The sequence below is a fragment of the Dysgonomonas sp. genome (genome assembly GCF_035323175.1).
GTDB lineage: Bacteria > Bacteroidota > Bacteroidia > Bacteroidales > Dysgonomonadaceae > Dysgonomonas.
The window spans coordinates 1-14,568 of record NZ_DAOKYH010000004.1; the positions used below are offsets into that span (position 1 = coordinate 1).

13 protein-coding genes and 1 tRNA gene are annotated in these 14,568 nt (G+C 35.4%); 5 read left to right on the forward strand and 9 right to left on the reverse strand.

Annotation, left to right across the window (positions count from 1 at the left end; translation table 11 throughout):
- Positions 1–136: 136 nt before the first annotated feature.
- Positions 137–421 carry a MerR family transcriptional regulator gene (locus PKC55_RS06815; protein WP_308601652.1) on the reverse strand — a complete coding sequence of 95 codons (285 nt, stop codon included), beginning with the start codon at positions 419–421 and terminating at the stop codon, positions 137–139.
- Positions 422–591: 170 nt separating this feature from the next.
- Entirely contained in the window at positions 592–1,308 is a 717-nt protein-coding gene (locus tag PKC55_RS06820) for a hypothetical protein (RefSeq protein ID WP_324372401.1), read from the reverse strand.
- A 116-nt stretch (positions 1,309–1,424) separates the two neighbouring features.
- Between PKC55_RS06820 and PKC55_RS06825 the strand changes: the two genes are divergently transcribed.
- The gene (locus tag PKC55_RS06825; RefSeq protein ID WP_050702519.1) at positions 1,425–2,282 is read left to right on the forward strand and encodes a toll/interleukin-1 receptor domain-containing protein; all 858 of its coding nucleotides are present in this window, start codon (positions 1,425–1,427) and stop codon (positions 2,280–2,282) included.
- Positions 2,283–2,288: 6 nt separating this feature from the next.
- Positions 2,289–3,302: a hypothetical protein gene (locus PKC55_RS06830; RefSeq protein ID WP_291127996.1), complete on the forward strand. Its 1,014-nt coding sequence runs from the start codon at positions 2,289–2,291 to the stop codon at positions 3,300–3,302.
- 141 nt (positions 3,303–3,443) lie between these two features.
- Here the strand turns inward: PKC55_RS06830 and PKC55_RS06835 are convergent.
- Positions 3,444–3,520: transfer RNA gene (locus tag PKC55_RS06835), tRNA-Asp, on the reverse strand.
- Positions 3,521–3,963: 443 nt separating this feature from the next.
- Between PKC55_RS06835 and PKC55_RS06840 the strand changes: the two genes are divergently transcribed.
- From PKC55_RS06840 to PKC55_RS06850, 3 genes are read left to right on the forward strand one after another with little or no spacing between them, the layout of a single operon-like run.
- Positions 3,964–4,692, forward strand: coding sequence for a TorF family putative porin (locus PKC55_RS06840; protein ID WP_291127993.1), 729 nt, complete (start codon positions 3,964–3,966; stop codon positions 4,690–4,692).
- A gap of 41 nt (positions 4,693–4,733) precedes the next feature.
- Positions 4,734–5,102, forward strand: coding sequence for a P-II family nitrogen regulator (locus PKC55_RS06845; protein WP_135106111.1), 369 nt, complete (start codon positions 4,734–4,736; stop codon positions 5,100–5,102).
- 37 nt (positions 5,103–5,139) lie between these two features.
- Positions 5,140–6,564, forward strand: coding sequence for an ammonium transporter (locus tag PKC55_RS06850; protein WP_324372404.1), 1,425 nt, complete (start codon positions 5,140–5,142; stop codon positions 6,562–6,564).
- A gap of 99 nt (positions 6,565–6,663) precedes the next feature.
- Here the strand turns inward: PKC55_RS06850 and PKC55_RS06855 are convergent, their stop codons facing one another.
- The 6 genes from PKC55_RS06855 to gyrA form a co-directional block, all read right to left on the reverse strand.
- Positions 6,664–6,999 (reverse strand): YegP family protein, encoded by a 336-nt coding sequence (locus tag PKC55_RS06855; protein WP_291127988.1) that lies wholly within the window; start codon positions 6,997–6,999, stop codon positions 6,664–6,666.
- Between the two features lie 156 nt (positions 7,000–7,155).
- Complete coding sequence (locus PKC55_RS06860; RefSeq protein WP_135106107.1) at positions 7,156–8,118, reverse strand: ROK family protein; 963 nt, start codon at positions 8,116–8,118, stop codon at positions 7,156–7,158.
- A 112-nt stretch (positions 8,119–8,230) separates the two neighbouring features.
- Positions 8,231–9,328, reverse strand: coding sequence for a methylmalonyl Co-A mutase-associated GTPase MeaB (meaB, locus tag PKC55_RS06865; RefSeq protein ID WP_291127985.1), 1,098 nt, complete (start codon positions 9,326–9,328; stop codon positions 8,231–8,233).
- Positions 9,329–9,527: 199 nt separating this feature from the next.
- Positions 9,528–10,412, reverse strand: coding sequence for a universal stress protein (locus PKC55_RS06870; protein ID WP_324372565.1), 885 nt, complete (start codon positions 10,410–10,412; stop codon positions 9,528–9,530).
- Positions 10,413–10,598: 186 nt separating this feature from the next.
- On the reverse strand, positions 10,599–11,891 hold the full coding sequence (locus PKC55_RS06875) for a tetratricopeptide repeat protein (RefSeq protein WP_291127979.1): 1,293 nt from the start codon (positions 11,889–11,891) through the stop codon (positions 10,599–10,601).
- Positions 11,892–11,913: 22 nt separating this feature from the next.
- Positions 11,914–14,514 carry a DNA gyrase subunit A gene (gene gyrA, locus PKC55_RS06880; protein ID WP_291127976.1) on the reverse strand — a complete coding sequence of 867 codons (2,601 nt, stop codon included), beginning with the start codon at positions 14,512–14,514 and terminating at the stop codon, positions 11,914–11,916.
- Positions 14,515–14,568: the final 54 nt, after the last annotated feature.

Sequence of the window (14,568 nt, forward strand, 5' to 3'; positions counted from 1 at the left end):
TTGTGCATGGATATCCCGGTACTCTGTACGGCTCTTTACGGTATTGAACCGAAAGCTGTACAGTGTCCGCAGTTCCTCTTCAATCCGTTCGTTTTTCGACCTACGGGCTGAGGTTGATGATTTTTCTTTCATGGCATCAAGAATCTTCTGCGGTTTCGAATCGGCTTAGGATAAAGTTTAAGATTTCTTCTTTGTTGTAAAAGACCAGTTTTTCGCCGAATCGGTATTCTTTATAATAACCGAGTCGGGCATATTTACGGACAGTAGGAGCAGAAGCCTTGAGAAGTTTTACAGCCTCTTTCATCTTGATTAGGTTACTCATCGCCTTGTCAACCGGTGATGCTTGTTCTTGAGGAATACTATTCTCAACAGCTTCCTCATTTTCTGATTTTAACCAGAATTTCTTGAATGTCTTTCTCATTTTATTAATAATTTTAGAAATTTCGAAAGACAAATATATATAACAATTTATCTGATAATAAGAAACTTGCCTTCACAGGACAGATTGGGACAACAACTCACTAAACGGGACAAATCCGTGTATTATATTAAGAATAAATAAGTGTAAATGCAAGAAATAAGGAGAGAGTATCAGGCGCCTTTATGCGATAAGATCTTCATATCCTTTTCGATAATGGAAACTGCTTTTATTAGTCCGATTCCGGAATAAAATTCTCGAATCGTATCCAAATGCTTTAGAAGTGTTTTAGTATCTACGTTACTACGGTTTAAGGACGGGTTGGCATGTAGCTTTGTATCGGACGGAGCAATTTTTTCTCCTATAAGCATTTGCCATGCTTGTAATCGCTCTTCAGGTGTATAGGCGGAAATAAGTTCCGAAGCCAATAAATAGCCGAAGATACGGTCGCCTAATTGCTTCCGGCCTTTTATAGAATAGCATTTGAGAATTTTATCCTTTACTACCTGTATCATATCTTCTTTTGTCAAGCTACCAGCTTGTGTAATAGGTGATATGCCATACAATATAGATTTTATAGCTTTATCCGAAATATCATCCTGTATGAATAGCTTCTCGACTTCTTCTCGTTTAGTTCTTATTATTTCAGCTATATATTTTTGTTCTCTACCTGTTCCAAAGAGCAAATTAAAGAACGGTATTACGCTGGAAACCTTTAGCATAAGGTTACTCTCTTCGGATATTTTCGCACAATCATCTAAAAAGACATTTACATTAGGAGCTTTACCTTTTGCTTGTTGTATCTTAAAGCTGGCATAATAGAATTTAAGGATGGAAACATCTGATGTTCCCAAGAAGTTATCGTTGTATATTTTTCGATACTTATCCATACTTCACTAAATTTCTCTACAAAATTACGAAGATTTTTTATTTTTACGATACTTGTTGATTTTCAGTATGATTAGGATTAACTATCTTTACTCTTTATAACAAAATTATCATTCTCATGAGCATACAAAGCATAAACAGTTCTATTTCTAGTGTTGACAGGGAAATACATAGTCTTGAAAATCAAATTCAAACAATAAATAATAATATTACTCGTAAAGAGAGAGAAGCTAACAGTATCTTAGATAAGATGAATAGAGAAAAAGACTTGAAACGTATAATAACGCATCAGAAAGATTTAACAAAAAAAAATGAGGATATAAATAAACTAACCAAAGATAAAGCAGGAAAGGTAAAAACATTATCAGACAAACAAATTAAACGGACAAAATTGACCCAAGAGCTTAGTAAGGAAGAGCAAAAAGAGCGAGATAAAACAAAGAAAGAACAAAAAGAGATGCTCTCTTTACAACAAAGTATTACTCGTGAAATGGAAAGACAGAGAACAATTTCAGCAGATAGCTTCCAAACAACACATTTTCAGACAGAATCTATATTGCCAGATAAAAAATATGATGTGTTTGTTTCTCACGCATCAGAAGATAAAGAAAATTTTGTTCGACCTTTTGTTGAGGCATTGCAAGCCCAAAATATTGCTGTTTGGTATGATGAGTTTGAACTTCGATTGGGAGATAGTCTAAGGCGTTCTATCGATAATGGCCTGAGAAATTCCACTTATGGAATAGTCGTGCTTTCTGAATCATTCTTTAATAAAGAATGGCCTCAAAGAGAATTGGATGGTCTTTTTGCTAGAGAGGTAAATGGGGCTAAAGTTATATTACCGTTGTGGCATAAAATATCGAAAAATGAGGTAATGAATTATAGCCCTTTGATAGCAGATATGCTGGCTATTAATACGACAGATTATACTATTGAAGAAATTGCTGATAAAATTGCTCAAAGAATTAAAATCTAAAAAGATATGATGAAAAAAGAGGATAAGAAAATTTGTTTTGTGATATCTCCCATTGGGGAGGAAGGATCTGAAACCAGAACACGCTCAGATCAAATACTAAAACATATCATTACTCAACCGGTATCACAATTAGGGTATGAAGTAATCAGAGCGGATAAAATCTCCGAACCGGGAATCATCACAACTCAAATTATAGAGTATATAGTAGATGCCGAACTTGTGATTGCTGATTTGACAGACCATAATCCAAACGTGTTTTATGAACTGGCAATTAGACATGCAATGAGAAAACCTCTCGTTCAAATGATAAGAAAAGGGGATGTTATTCCTTTTGATGTCGCTGCAACAAGGGTAATACAGTTTGATCTTCACAACTTAGATAGTGTAGCAGCTGCGAAAGAGGAAATATCGTCGCAAGTGAAATCGATTGAAATCGGAGGTAGTGAAGTTCAAAACCCTATATCTGTATCCTTAGACTTAAAGGTTTTAAAAGAAAGTGGAGACGCAGAAGAGCGGTCTTTGGCTGATATTGTTGAAGCAATTTCCGATTTGCGACTGACTGTTGCTGGTATAGATAAAGGATTACAATCCTCTAAATCAATGGAAGAATTGAAAGCGAAAATAGAAACATTACCGTCTCTAATTGAAAATAGATTATATGACCCTGAAAGAAGAAGACGAAGGAAATTTCATCCAATGATGTTGGATGAAATAATGTATACGGAATTGAAAGAAAAAAATCCAGCCTTAAGTTTCTTGATGATGATTAGTTTATTTAAGGATGATTTTCCTTGGATATATGAAGTCGGACTTGAAACTTATAATATTCTTAAATCGTCAAAATCTAAAGAAGAAAAAGGAAAGTCCCTTGAAACTTTTGAGCAATCGTTAGACATACTTGGACAACCAATGTATCGGGAAATGTTCGGTAAATCAGAAGAGTTATATATGTTTAGTAAAGATATGAGGCATTTTACTCGCCGATATTTAGAACGATATTATCAAGAAGAACTGAAATAACTTAGTGAAATTATCTTGTTCTGCTAATATTTTCTTGTATTGCATAATGGCAGGAAAAGAATAGGACAAATATGAATTTGCACGACAGATGCACGACAACAAAAGAAAAAGCCTTGATAATCAATAGACTATCAAGGCTTTTGGCGGTATGGACGGGACTCGAACCCGCGACCCCCTGCGTGACAGGCAGGTATTCTAACCAACTGAACTACCACACCATTTTATTTTTGCTTTTTTATTAGCAGCATTTCCTCTCAAATGCGATGCAAAGATAGGATAAGGATTTGAATCCTGCAATAGATTTACAAAGATTTTTTTGAATAAAATTTAACATCATTGTGTTTCAAAGGATTAAAAATAAAGAAAAATTATCGGCTTAAGTATTCTATGAAAATTTAAATGGAAAAATATAAATAAATAAAAAAGTTTACGAGAATTGATACTTAAAAAAGTAGCAACATAAACAACATTTACAATATTGATATCTACCAAATTTATGACTTCACTAAATATTTTTTGAAATATTTTACACTTTATTTTGATTTATAAAATATTTTGTCATATTTTTGCAAATAAATAAATCAAAAAGAAACTCATAACCAATATATCTAATCAAAATGAATAATAAAGATGAATTTTAATATCTTTAAATATTTTGATTATGGAAACTCTAATTTTAGGTAAAAAAGGTTGTCTGGCTATAGTATTATTTGCTTTCCTCTCTACTTTATCCGTAAAATCGCAATCAGTTAATATTGATTTCGGAGCCGATTTAGTAAGTTCCTATGCATGGCGCGGTTATAAGCAAGCCGGAGCCAGTTTTCAACCAACATTAAGTGCTAGTGTAAATGGATTCTCACTAGGAGCATGGGCTTCTACAGATTTTACTAGCGAAAATGGTAAAAAAGAAGTAGACTTTACTGCCGCATACGAAAATAGCGGATTTAAAATTGCTGTTACAGATTACTGGTGGGATGGAGAAGGCCAGTATCGATATTTGAGTAGCCCTCAAGGAAGTAACAATGGACATTATTTAGAAACATCATTAGGCTATACACTGCCCGAATCATTCCCTTTAAATGTTACATGGAATACATTCCTATTAGGCAAAGGAAATAAGAAAGAAGATGGTAAAAATTCTTATTCTACTTACATCGAGTTAGCTTATCCATTCTCAGTTGCGGGAATAGACATGGGAATATCAACAGGATTCACACCTTGGGAAAGTGCTGTTTATGGAACAAATGGATTCAATTTCACTTCTATATCTTTAAAAGCATCCAAAAGTTTAAAAGTTACAGACTCATTTTCTTTACCAATATTTGGGCATATCATCTGCAACCCAAATCTTGAAGATATACATTTTGTATTTGGTATGTCTTTTAAGTAAGAACCTCCTTATTATAAATAAAACACTTTATCATTTTTTATATGAAAAAAATTGAAGCAATCGTTCGCAAATCAAAATTTAATGAAGTCCGCCGAGCATTACATGAAGCAGATATCGACTTTTTGTCATGGTGGGAAGTCAATGGACAGGGAAGTGCCCGTCAAGGTTTAATATTCAGAGGTATAGCATATGATGTAAATACAATAGAACGCATCTATATCGCTTTTGTTGTGAGAAATATAAATGTAGAAAAATCAATTAATGCCATTTTGGGTTCAGCTTTTACAGGCGAAAGCGGAGATGGTAGAATATTCGTATCGGCGATAGAACAATCAATCCGCATACGCACCGGAGACCATGGTGACGAAGCCTTGTACGACAAGGATGAAGAGGATGAAGAGAGTAAATAAAGATTAGGTTAAAAAGCTTTAGGTAAAAAATAAAAATATGAAACATCGATTATTCAAATACGTCACTATTATATTGTTTATAGCTATGGTTTTACCCACAGCTGTATGGGCACAGGATTCTCTTACAACTGTTGCTGACTCTTTAAAAACAACAACGGCTATTCCCGTAGAAGCTGTAGCAGCAGCTACGGAAGAACCTACAGTTTTAAATTCAGGGAATACCGCATGGGTTATAGTAGCTACTGTGCTTGTTATGATGATGACAATTCCGGGGTTAGCATTATTCTATGGAGGTCTTGTTCGTCAAAAAAATATTTTGAGCATCCTTATGCAGTGCCTTATGGCTACCGGTATAATTAGTATTATCTGGGTAGCTTTTGGCTACAGTTGGGTATTTGGTACTAGCTTTATGGATTCCGGCAGTCCTCTAGGTCAAATTATCGGAGGATTTGATAAGGCATTTTTACATGGTATAAAATTAGACACATATATGAGCGGAGTTGGCATTCCTGAGATTTTGTTTGCCTTATTCCAGTGTATGTTTGCAGTTATCACTCCGGCTTTGATTATTGGTGCCTTTGCTGAAAGAATCAAGTTTTCGGGTTATGTGGTTTTTATCATCCTATGGTCAATCATCGTTTACAACCCAATGGCTCACTGGGTATGGGGCGGTGGATGGCTAATGAAAATGGGTGCCATTGACTTTGCCGGAGGAACTGTGGTACATATCAATGCCGGTATATCTGCTCTTGTTATGGCTATCATGTTAGGACGCCGAAAAGGATACAGAACAATAGGTCATCCTTTTACACCGCATAACATCCCATTTGTATTCATAGGTACATCTCTACTATGGCTCGGATGGTTTGGATTTAATGCAGGTAGTGGACTTGCAGCTGACGGATTGGCAGCAAATGCATTCCTTGTAACTCATTTAGCTACATCTGCAGCAGCTGTGATATGGATGGCTCTGGAATGGATTCTTTATAAAAAGCCAACTATTGTAGGATTTTGTACAGGTGCTGTTGCAGGGCTTGTAGCAATAACTCCCGCAGCAGGAACTGCTGATGTGCTCGGAGCTTTTGCCATAGGAGGAATTTCTGCTTTAGTATGTTTCTTTATGGTTGCTTATGTAAAACCAAAACTTAAATACGACGATTCTTTAGATGCTTTTGGTGTACACGGTATCGGTGGTATAGTTGGATCTATACTTACCGGGGTATTTGCCACACGAGCTATCACCGGCCCAGAGGGCGTTCAAGGAGCATTATACGGAGATTGGAATCAATTATGGATACAGGTTGTTGCAACTGGAGCTTCAGTTGTATACAGTGCTGTTCTAACATTCATACTATTCTTTATTGTTAATAAAACTATTGGACTGAGGGTAAGCAAAGATGACGAGTCTACCGGACTTGACATATCTCAACATGGAGAAATTGCTTACAGCGAAGAAGAATAACTAGAAATCGCACTATTAAACACAGAAAATGTACCATGCAAAGAGAATATCTTTGCATGGCATTTTTTTTCTAAAAAGAGGGTAGGGGGCTTATCTTTATTACTCTGTACTCAGATCTACAACTTCAGCATCAGGTGCATTTTTAACAACAGATGCAATACCGTTATCGCGACTAGCTACACTTTCGTATAATTCGCTCGTTCCTATAATCTGCCCATTCGTGGCTTTTAGATTAAAATATGGTTTGCCATTTTTTGATTCTAATTTTTCAAAACGAGATTCAACTTGGCTATTTTTTCTTACAGATTCAATGCCATTTTTGCAATTTTCTTTTTTTGTGTATCCTTCACTACTTAATATAACTTGTCCATTGCCTGCTTTAAGATTAAACTGGAATTCACCATTCTTTCTCTTCGAAATTTCAAATTTTCCCATTTTGTTGTGTTTTAAAAGTTCATATTAAAGTAAAACACTAATTTATTATAAAAAGTTTATTATCAATCTCTATTCAACTATAATAAATTACTGATGAAAAAATAGCAGTAGAAAAAAATCTACTGCTACATATATACTTTCTATTTATAGAACTTTTTAATAGTCTTTTACTTCCCAACCCAATGCACTTGCACCAAGCACGGCTGCATCGCTTTCTTTAAGCTCAGACATTAAAAGCTTAATTTTGTTACGGAATATAGGCAACATATTTTCTTCCATATGCTTGCGTACAGGATCAAAAATAAATTTGCTCGATTTGGTTAATCCTCCAAATAGTATGATCGCTTCGGGACTAGAAAATGCTACAAAGTCTGCAAACGCCTCTCCAAGCATCTGACCGGTAAACTCAAATATTTCTTTTGCTAAAACATCACCTTTCACAGCAGCATCATAGACATCTTTTGATGTTATTTCGTTCGGATCAAGTTCTCTTAATAAACTTGGGTCTTTTCTTGTTTCAAGAAACTCTCTCGCTGTGCGTGCTACACCGGTGGCAGAACTATATGTTTCAAGGCAACCTTTTTTACCACAACCACACATACGTCCATTACGTTGAATTGTAGTATGGCCTAGTTCGCCTGCAAATCCATCGTGGCCATATACCAACTGCCCATTTACGACGATACCACTACCAACGCCTGTACCTAATGTAATAACAATAAAATCTTTCATTCCACGAGCTGCTCCATAAGTCATTTCACCTATAGCCGCTGCATTCGCGTCATTGGTTAATGCCACAGGTACATTTAGTTTGTCTGTCAGCATCTGAGCCAATGGAATAACACCTTTCCATGGAAGATTAGGTGCAAATTCGATACAACCTGTAAAGTAATTTCCGTTTGGAGCTCCAACTCCAATACCTTTGATATTGCTTGATCCTCCAACCTGATCTATAATTTCTTGAACTCCGGCTGAGAGATTTGTTACATATTCGTTGATTTCTTTATAAGCACCAGTTTTGATAGAACCCTGATTAATGATGTGTCCACGTTTGTCTACAACACCAAAAACAGAATTGGTTCCACCAATATCAATCCCAATAGCATATGGTTTCTCCATGATTTATATTAATGTTAATTCAACAATGAAATTATTTCTATTAAAGTGTACAAATATAATGATTTCTAAGAAAATATTCGGTTATAAATCTGCAATAATATACGTTTCCTTATCATTTAGATATCTTCTGATAAATATCTAAGACTTTATTAGCAGCAGCAAATGAGCTTATCTGAGAATTAAGTACTTGTTCTTCACATATCCTTAATTCCTTTTGTATGAGAGCATTGTTATAAAAATTATTCTTTAACCGTTCGTTAATCGTTTCATACATCCAATAGCGAGATTGATCGTTACGTTTATGCTCAAAATAACCATTTTCTTTGACAAATGCAATATATTCATCAATCATATTCCACACTTCATCTATACCTATCTCATAATATCCGGAGTAAGTTAAGACTTTGGGTACCCATCCTGATTCCGGAAGAGGAAATAGGTGTAAAGCATTCTTAAAATGAGACTGTGCTAAACGAGACTTCTCTATATTATTACCATCAGCCTTGTTTATAACAATTCCGTCTGCCATCTCCATTATACCACGCTTGATACCTTGCAATTCATCTCCGGTTCCGGCTAATTGTATAAGTAAAAAGAAATCGACCATAGAGTGTACTGCGGTTTCAGACTGCCCAACACCAACTGTTTCGATTATAATACGGTCAAATCCAGCAGCTTCACAGAGTATAATCGTTTCTCTCGTCTTGCGAGCTACACCACCTAAGGATCCGGCAGAAGGGGAGGGGCGTATAAACGCATTTTTTTCAACAGACAAACGTTCCATACGAGTCTTATCTCCAAGTATACTTCCTTTAGTCAATTCACTTGATGGATCTATAGCAAGAACCGCTAGTTTATTATTTTTTTTCAGAATATGCATTCCAAATGCATCAATAGAAGTACTTTTTCCGGCTCCGGGTACACCTGTAATACCAATTCGAACAGAATCGCCTGTATATGGTAAACATTTTTCGATAACCTCTTGTGCTATTGCCTGATGTTCAGGTTTAGAACTTTCAATAAGTGTAACTGCCTGTCCAAGAATAGATATATTTCCCTTGCGAATACCATCAACATATTCAGACACAGAATACGTTTTGCGTTTAAATTTCTTGAAGCTATTTAGATAAGGATTAATAGTCGGTTGCTCTGAAGTGCCTTTATTTACACTTAATCCTTGAAATTGTTCATCGTTCTCAATATGATCCATAAATTCTATTTTTGAATGCTAGTGAATAGATTTTTATAAAATCTAGAATTATAATCAAAGATAACTAAAAAAGAGAGAGGCGATATAACTTGAGTTTGTAATAATAGATTTTAAATATACAATTAAACATAATAGTAATTATATAACAAATGATAGCGTTTTAAATTTGGCTATCATTCGCTATGCTATTTTTAAGATTCTATCTAAAGATAATAAGGGCAACATCAGAATTTATTAAAACCTTTCTAGATATACTAGGTAAAAAGATCCGACCAAAAAGATTCCGTCGTTTAGTATTTAGCATAACTATATTAATGTTTTCTTTTTTGATAAATTCATTAATCGAATCCGCCATGTTTGGACCATCGATAAGTTGATAGCTAACATTCAGTTCCGGATATTTATCGATAAAATACTTCTTCATTTCAGCAAGCTCAGCCTCAGACCATTTCTCATCTTTTTTGTTTATTACATTTACATGGGTAAGCGTTATTCTTACATTAGGATAAGGCTTCAATATATTAACTAAGAAATCAAAAGCGTCCAGATCCCTTTTCTGAAAGTTTGTAAGAAAAGCTATATTCTGAAAATCAAGAGTATTTTCAATCGTAAAGTTCTCCGGAATAGCCATCACAGGCACATTGGTCATCTCAATTATATCAGCCGTTACATTCCCTACTACATTCCTCTTATTGTTACTTAAACCTTTAGTACCTAAAACAAGTAAGAATGGTTTATATTCTTCTACAAAGTTTTCTATCTCTTCACTAATGAGTCCTTCACGTAACGAATATGAATAATTTATAGGAGGAAATTCTTTTTGTGTAATTTTCTCATCTATTTCATTACAAAAATCAAGCATTCTCCGTCTAGCTACACTTAGTACATCACTTTCATCATCTTTGTTTAAATTATCAGCAAATGGGAATGTAATTGGAAAATGTACCCGATATACATGCAGTATTTTCACTTTAGCATTCGTTTGTTGCGCTATGGTAAATGCTGCATGACAAGCCTTTATTGAGTAACTGGAAAAGTCTACAGCGACTAGAATGCGTTTCCGTCCGTCATCTATTTTAGATATCTTCTCATCATCATATCTGAATAGTTTTTTATTTTCATTTACAAAAAACTATCCACAATAAAAGTGATAAATAGCCTCAATATTAACAAGAAGCAATAAAGTTTCACCTTATTTAAACATATGATAAAACAAAAGCGTCCGGAACTAAAAAGTTCCGGACGCTTATTATTATTTATAGTATAAATATTATTGCTTATCTGATATACCTAGCTCTTTTTGAACTGCTTCATATTCAGCTGATTTATCTATATTCAATAGACTCAAGTTATAATATACATTTTGTAATTTCATTAATGCAGGTTTGATATCTAAATCAAAATCAGCACCTCTGGCTTTCAACAAATCTCTATATTTTTCAAGATATGGTAAAGATTTCTGGTAAAAGTCTGCAGTTTGCTTATCTAACTGTGCTTGTTCACTTCTACTATTTGTTTGACCAGCTTTTTCTTTTACATCCTGGGCCTGAAGTATATACAACACGCCTAAACCTTCAAGAGCTTTCTCACAGTTAGCATCAGCAGCGATAGCTTGTAGATATGCAGGTTCTGCACTTGCATAATTTTTTTGCTCAGCATATAATGATGCTTTTACACCTATCAATTCACAAGTATTGCTTGGATCGTTAGCAATCGCTTGATCCAGATAAGCCATAGCTTCTGCCGTCTTGCCTCCTCTAATGAACTCATTGATCAAGTTTGGTGTGAAATATTTATTACCAGGGAATTTCTTAGCACCATCATTCAATACTTGTACAAACGCAAGACTATCATTTACTTGTTGGTATTCACTAGCTAAGAGTTCATATGCATCACTTTCCTTATAAGTACTGTTCTGAACGTAAGGTTCAGCAATAATTTTCTTCAATAGTTTGATAGAACGGTCATGATCAGCCGATTGGATAGAGCTAATAACAGCATAATATTTGATAGTCTGATAAACACTATCTTGTGTATTGAAGTCACCTTTTGTATCTTCAAACATAGCTAAAGAAGGAAGCTCCCAGTATCTTTCAAAAAAGTCAGTTGCTCTCTTAAAGTCTTTCTTCTCGTTATAGTACACACCTCCATTAATATAGAACCTGTGTCCATCTCTCATATTTTTAACAATATCCTTTCTGAACTTGTTCTTTACCTGTCCTTTTTCATTTGGTATCTGACCTAGTTCATCAGCTTTGATATATGGATCATACATATTGTAAAGTCCAATATACATCTTTTCTTCATTCCCTCCTTTACCGGTGATCTCTTTTTGCATTTCTAAAGTTCGTTCATCATCAAACGCTTTGTACTCGATATCACCTGCTATTTTCCATGTTTCAGGATCATTCACAGTTTCAGGATTAGTGAGTGCGGGTTTGATTAATTCTCTTGCTTCATCAACGTTCTTCATTGCGGATTTTGCATCTTTCACGGCTTTTTTCTGGGCAAAAGAGAATCCTGCAAATATGCATAATGTTATTAATAATAAACTTCGCTTCATAATTATTTTTTTAGTTCATATATCAGTTATTTATTTCCTCATTTTCATCCAGGGTTGAGTTATTCTGGGTATCTTCATCCAACTCTATTTCGGCAAGTTCAATATCTTCTTCATCTTCGGAATCGACCTTACAAACAGATGCTATTTCATCATTTCGTTTTCCTAAATTTATGAGTCTAACGCCCTGTGTAGCACGTCCCATAGTGCGAATATCTGAAACTTTTAGACGAATTGTAATACCAGACTTGTTAATTATCATTAAATCGTTATCATCAGTAACACTATTTATAGAAACGAGCTTACCGGTCTTATCTGTTATGTTCAATGTTTTAACACCCTTACCTCCCCTACTGGTTATACGATATACAGGAATAATATTGCCATCTTCATCAAAAAGATCATTTCCTTCTTCGTCTTTATCATTCAGATTAGTACGTTTTCCATATCCCTGCTCTGAAACCACCATGATAGTATGAGTTTTCTGATCTTCTTTAGACATAGCCAACATTCCTATCACTTCGTCTTGTCCATCCTCATCGATACGCATACCCCTTACTCCGGTAGCAGTACGCCCCATCTCACGAACATCTGATTCATGGAAACGAATTGCTCGTCCATTACGATTTGCTATGAGAATTTCACTGTCTCCATCAGTCATCAAGACTTCAATCACTCTGTCATCTTCACGAATAGTAATTGCGTTGACCCCATTCTGGCGAGGACGAGAATATGCTTCAAGTCTGGTTTTCTTGATAACTCCTGCTTTTGTACAGAATACAAGATAATGACTATTAATGTAATCAGTATCACTAAATCCTCTGACACGAATAAATGCCGTAACCTTATCGTCCGATTCAATATTCAGCAAGTTCTGTATAGCCCTTCCTTTTGAATTCTTGGTTCCTTCCGGAATATCAAATACACGCAACCAAAAACATTTACCTTTTTGAGTAAATAATAATATATAGTTGTGCATCGATGCCGGATAGATGTGTTCAATAAAATCTGCGTCACGTGTTTCAGAACCTTTAGCTCCTACTCCACCTCTGTTTTGTGCACGAAACTCGGTAAGAGGTGTACGTTTGATATATCCGAAATGAGATACTGTTATGATCATCTCATCATTTGCATAGAAATCTTCAGGGTTGAGTTCTTCAGATGCATATACAATCTCTGTACGACGAGCATCACCATATTTATTCTTTATTTCTATCAGTTCATCTTTGATTACCTGCATCCGAAGATCTTCGTTCGATAGGATTTCGTTCAGGTAAGCAATTAGTTTCTGTATTTCGTCATATTCATTACGAAGTTTATCTTGTTCAAGTCCGGTTAATTGACGCAAACGCATTTCAACGATTGCACGAGACTGTATCTCGCTCAGGTCGAATCTATTCATCAAACTTTCAATAGCTTCCTGAGGCGATTTAGAAGCCCTTATAAGAGCTATTACTTCGTCTATATTATCTGATGCAATTATTAATCCTTCCAGAATATGAGCACGCTCTTCGGCCTTACGTAAATCGTATGTAGTTCTGCGGATAACAACATCTATTCTGTGTTCAACGAATAATGATATCATATCCTTAAGATTCAACGTTCTAGGACGTCCCTTTACCAAAGCAATATTATTAACACTAAATGAAGATTGTAGAGCTGTAAGCTTATACAATTTATTTAGCACAACATTCGCATTAGCATCACGCTTGATATCTACAACGATACGCATTCCTTGGCGGTCAGACTCGTCGTTAACATTACTGATACCATCCAGTCTTTTTTCTCCAACCAGGTCAGCTATATGCTTGATTAATTCAGCTTTATTTACCAGATAAGGTATTTCGGTAATTACTATTTTTTCATGATTACCTTCTGTCTCTATTTCGGCACGACCGCGCATAACCACACGTCCTCGCCCTGTTTCAAAAGCATCCCTTACTCCTTGATAACCATATATAAACCCTCCTGATGGAAAATCAGGTGCTTTGATATATTGCATCAAACCATCGGTATCGATATCTCTATCGTTTATATATGCTACAATAGCATCAATAGACTCTGTCATATTGTGAGGAGCCATATTCGTAGCCATCCCAACAGCAATACCCGAAGCTCCATTTATAAGCAAATTAGGTATACGTGTAGGAAGCACTGTCGGCTCTTGTAACGTATCGTCGAAGTTTAATTGAAAATCAACAGTTTCCTTGTCAATATCTTTAAGCATTTCTTCGGCCAAACGACTTAACCTGGCCTCTGTATAACGCATGGCGGCGGGACTATCACCATCTACACTCCCCATATTACCCTGTCCATCTACCAAAAGGTAACGCATGCTCCATTCTTGAGCCATACGCACCATTGCAAAATAGACAGAAGAGTCTCCATGTGGGTGATACTTACCTAACACTTCCCCTACAATCCTTGCGGATTTTTTGTGCGGTTTGTTTGACGTATTACCTAGCTCACTCATACCGTAAAGGATACGACGGTGAACAGGCTTAAATCCATCTCTTACATCGGGTAATGCACGGGATACAATTACTGACATAGAATAGTCGATATATGCCGACTTCATTTCGTCTTCAATATTGATCCTGATAATTCTGTCCTCTGTTTCTGCCATTATCTTAAGTTAAAATTTTTATTTTCAAATATTTGTAAAGTACATTTACACTTT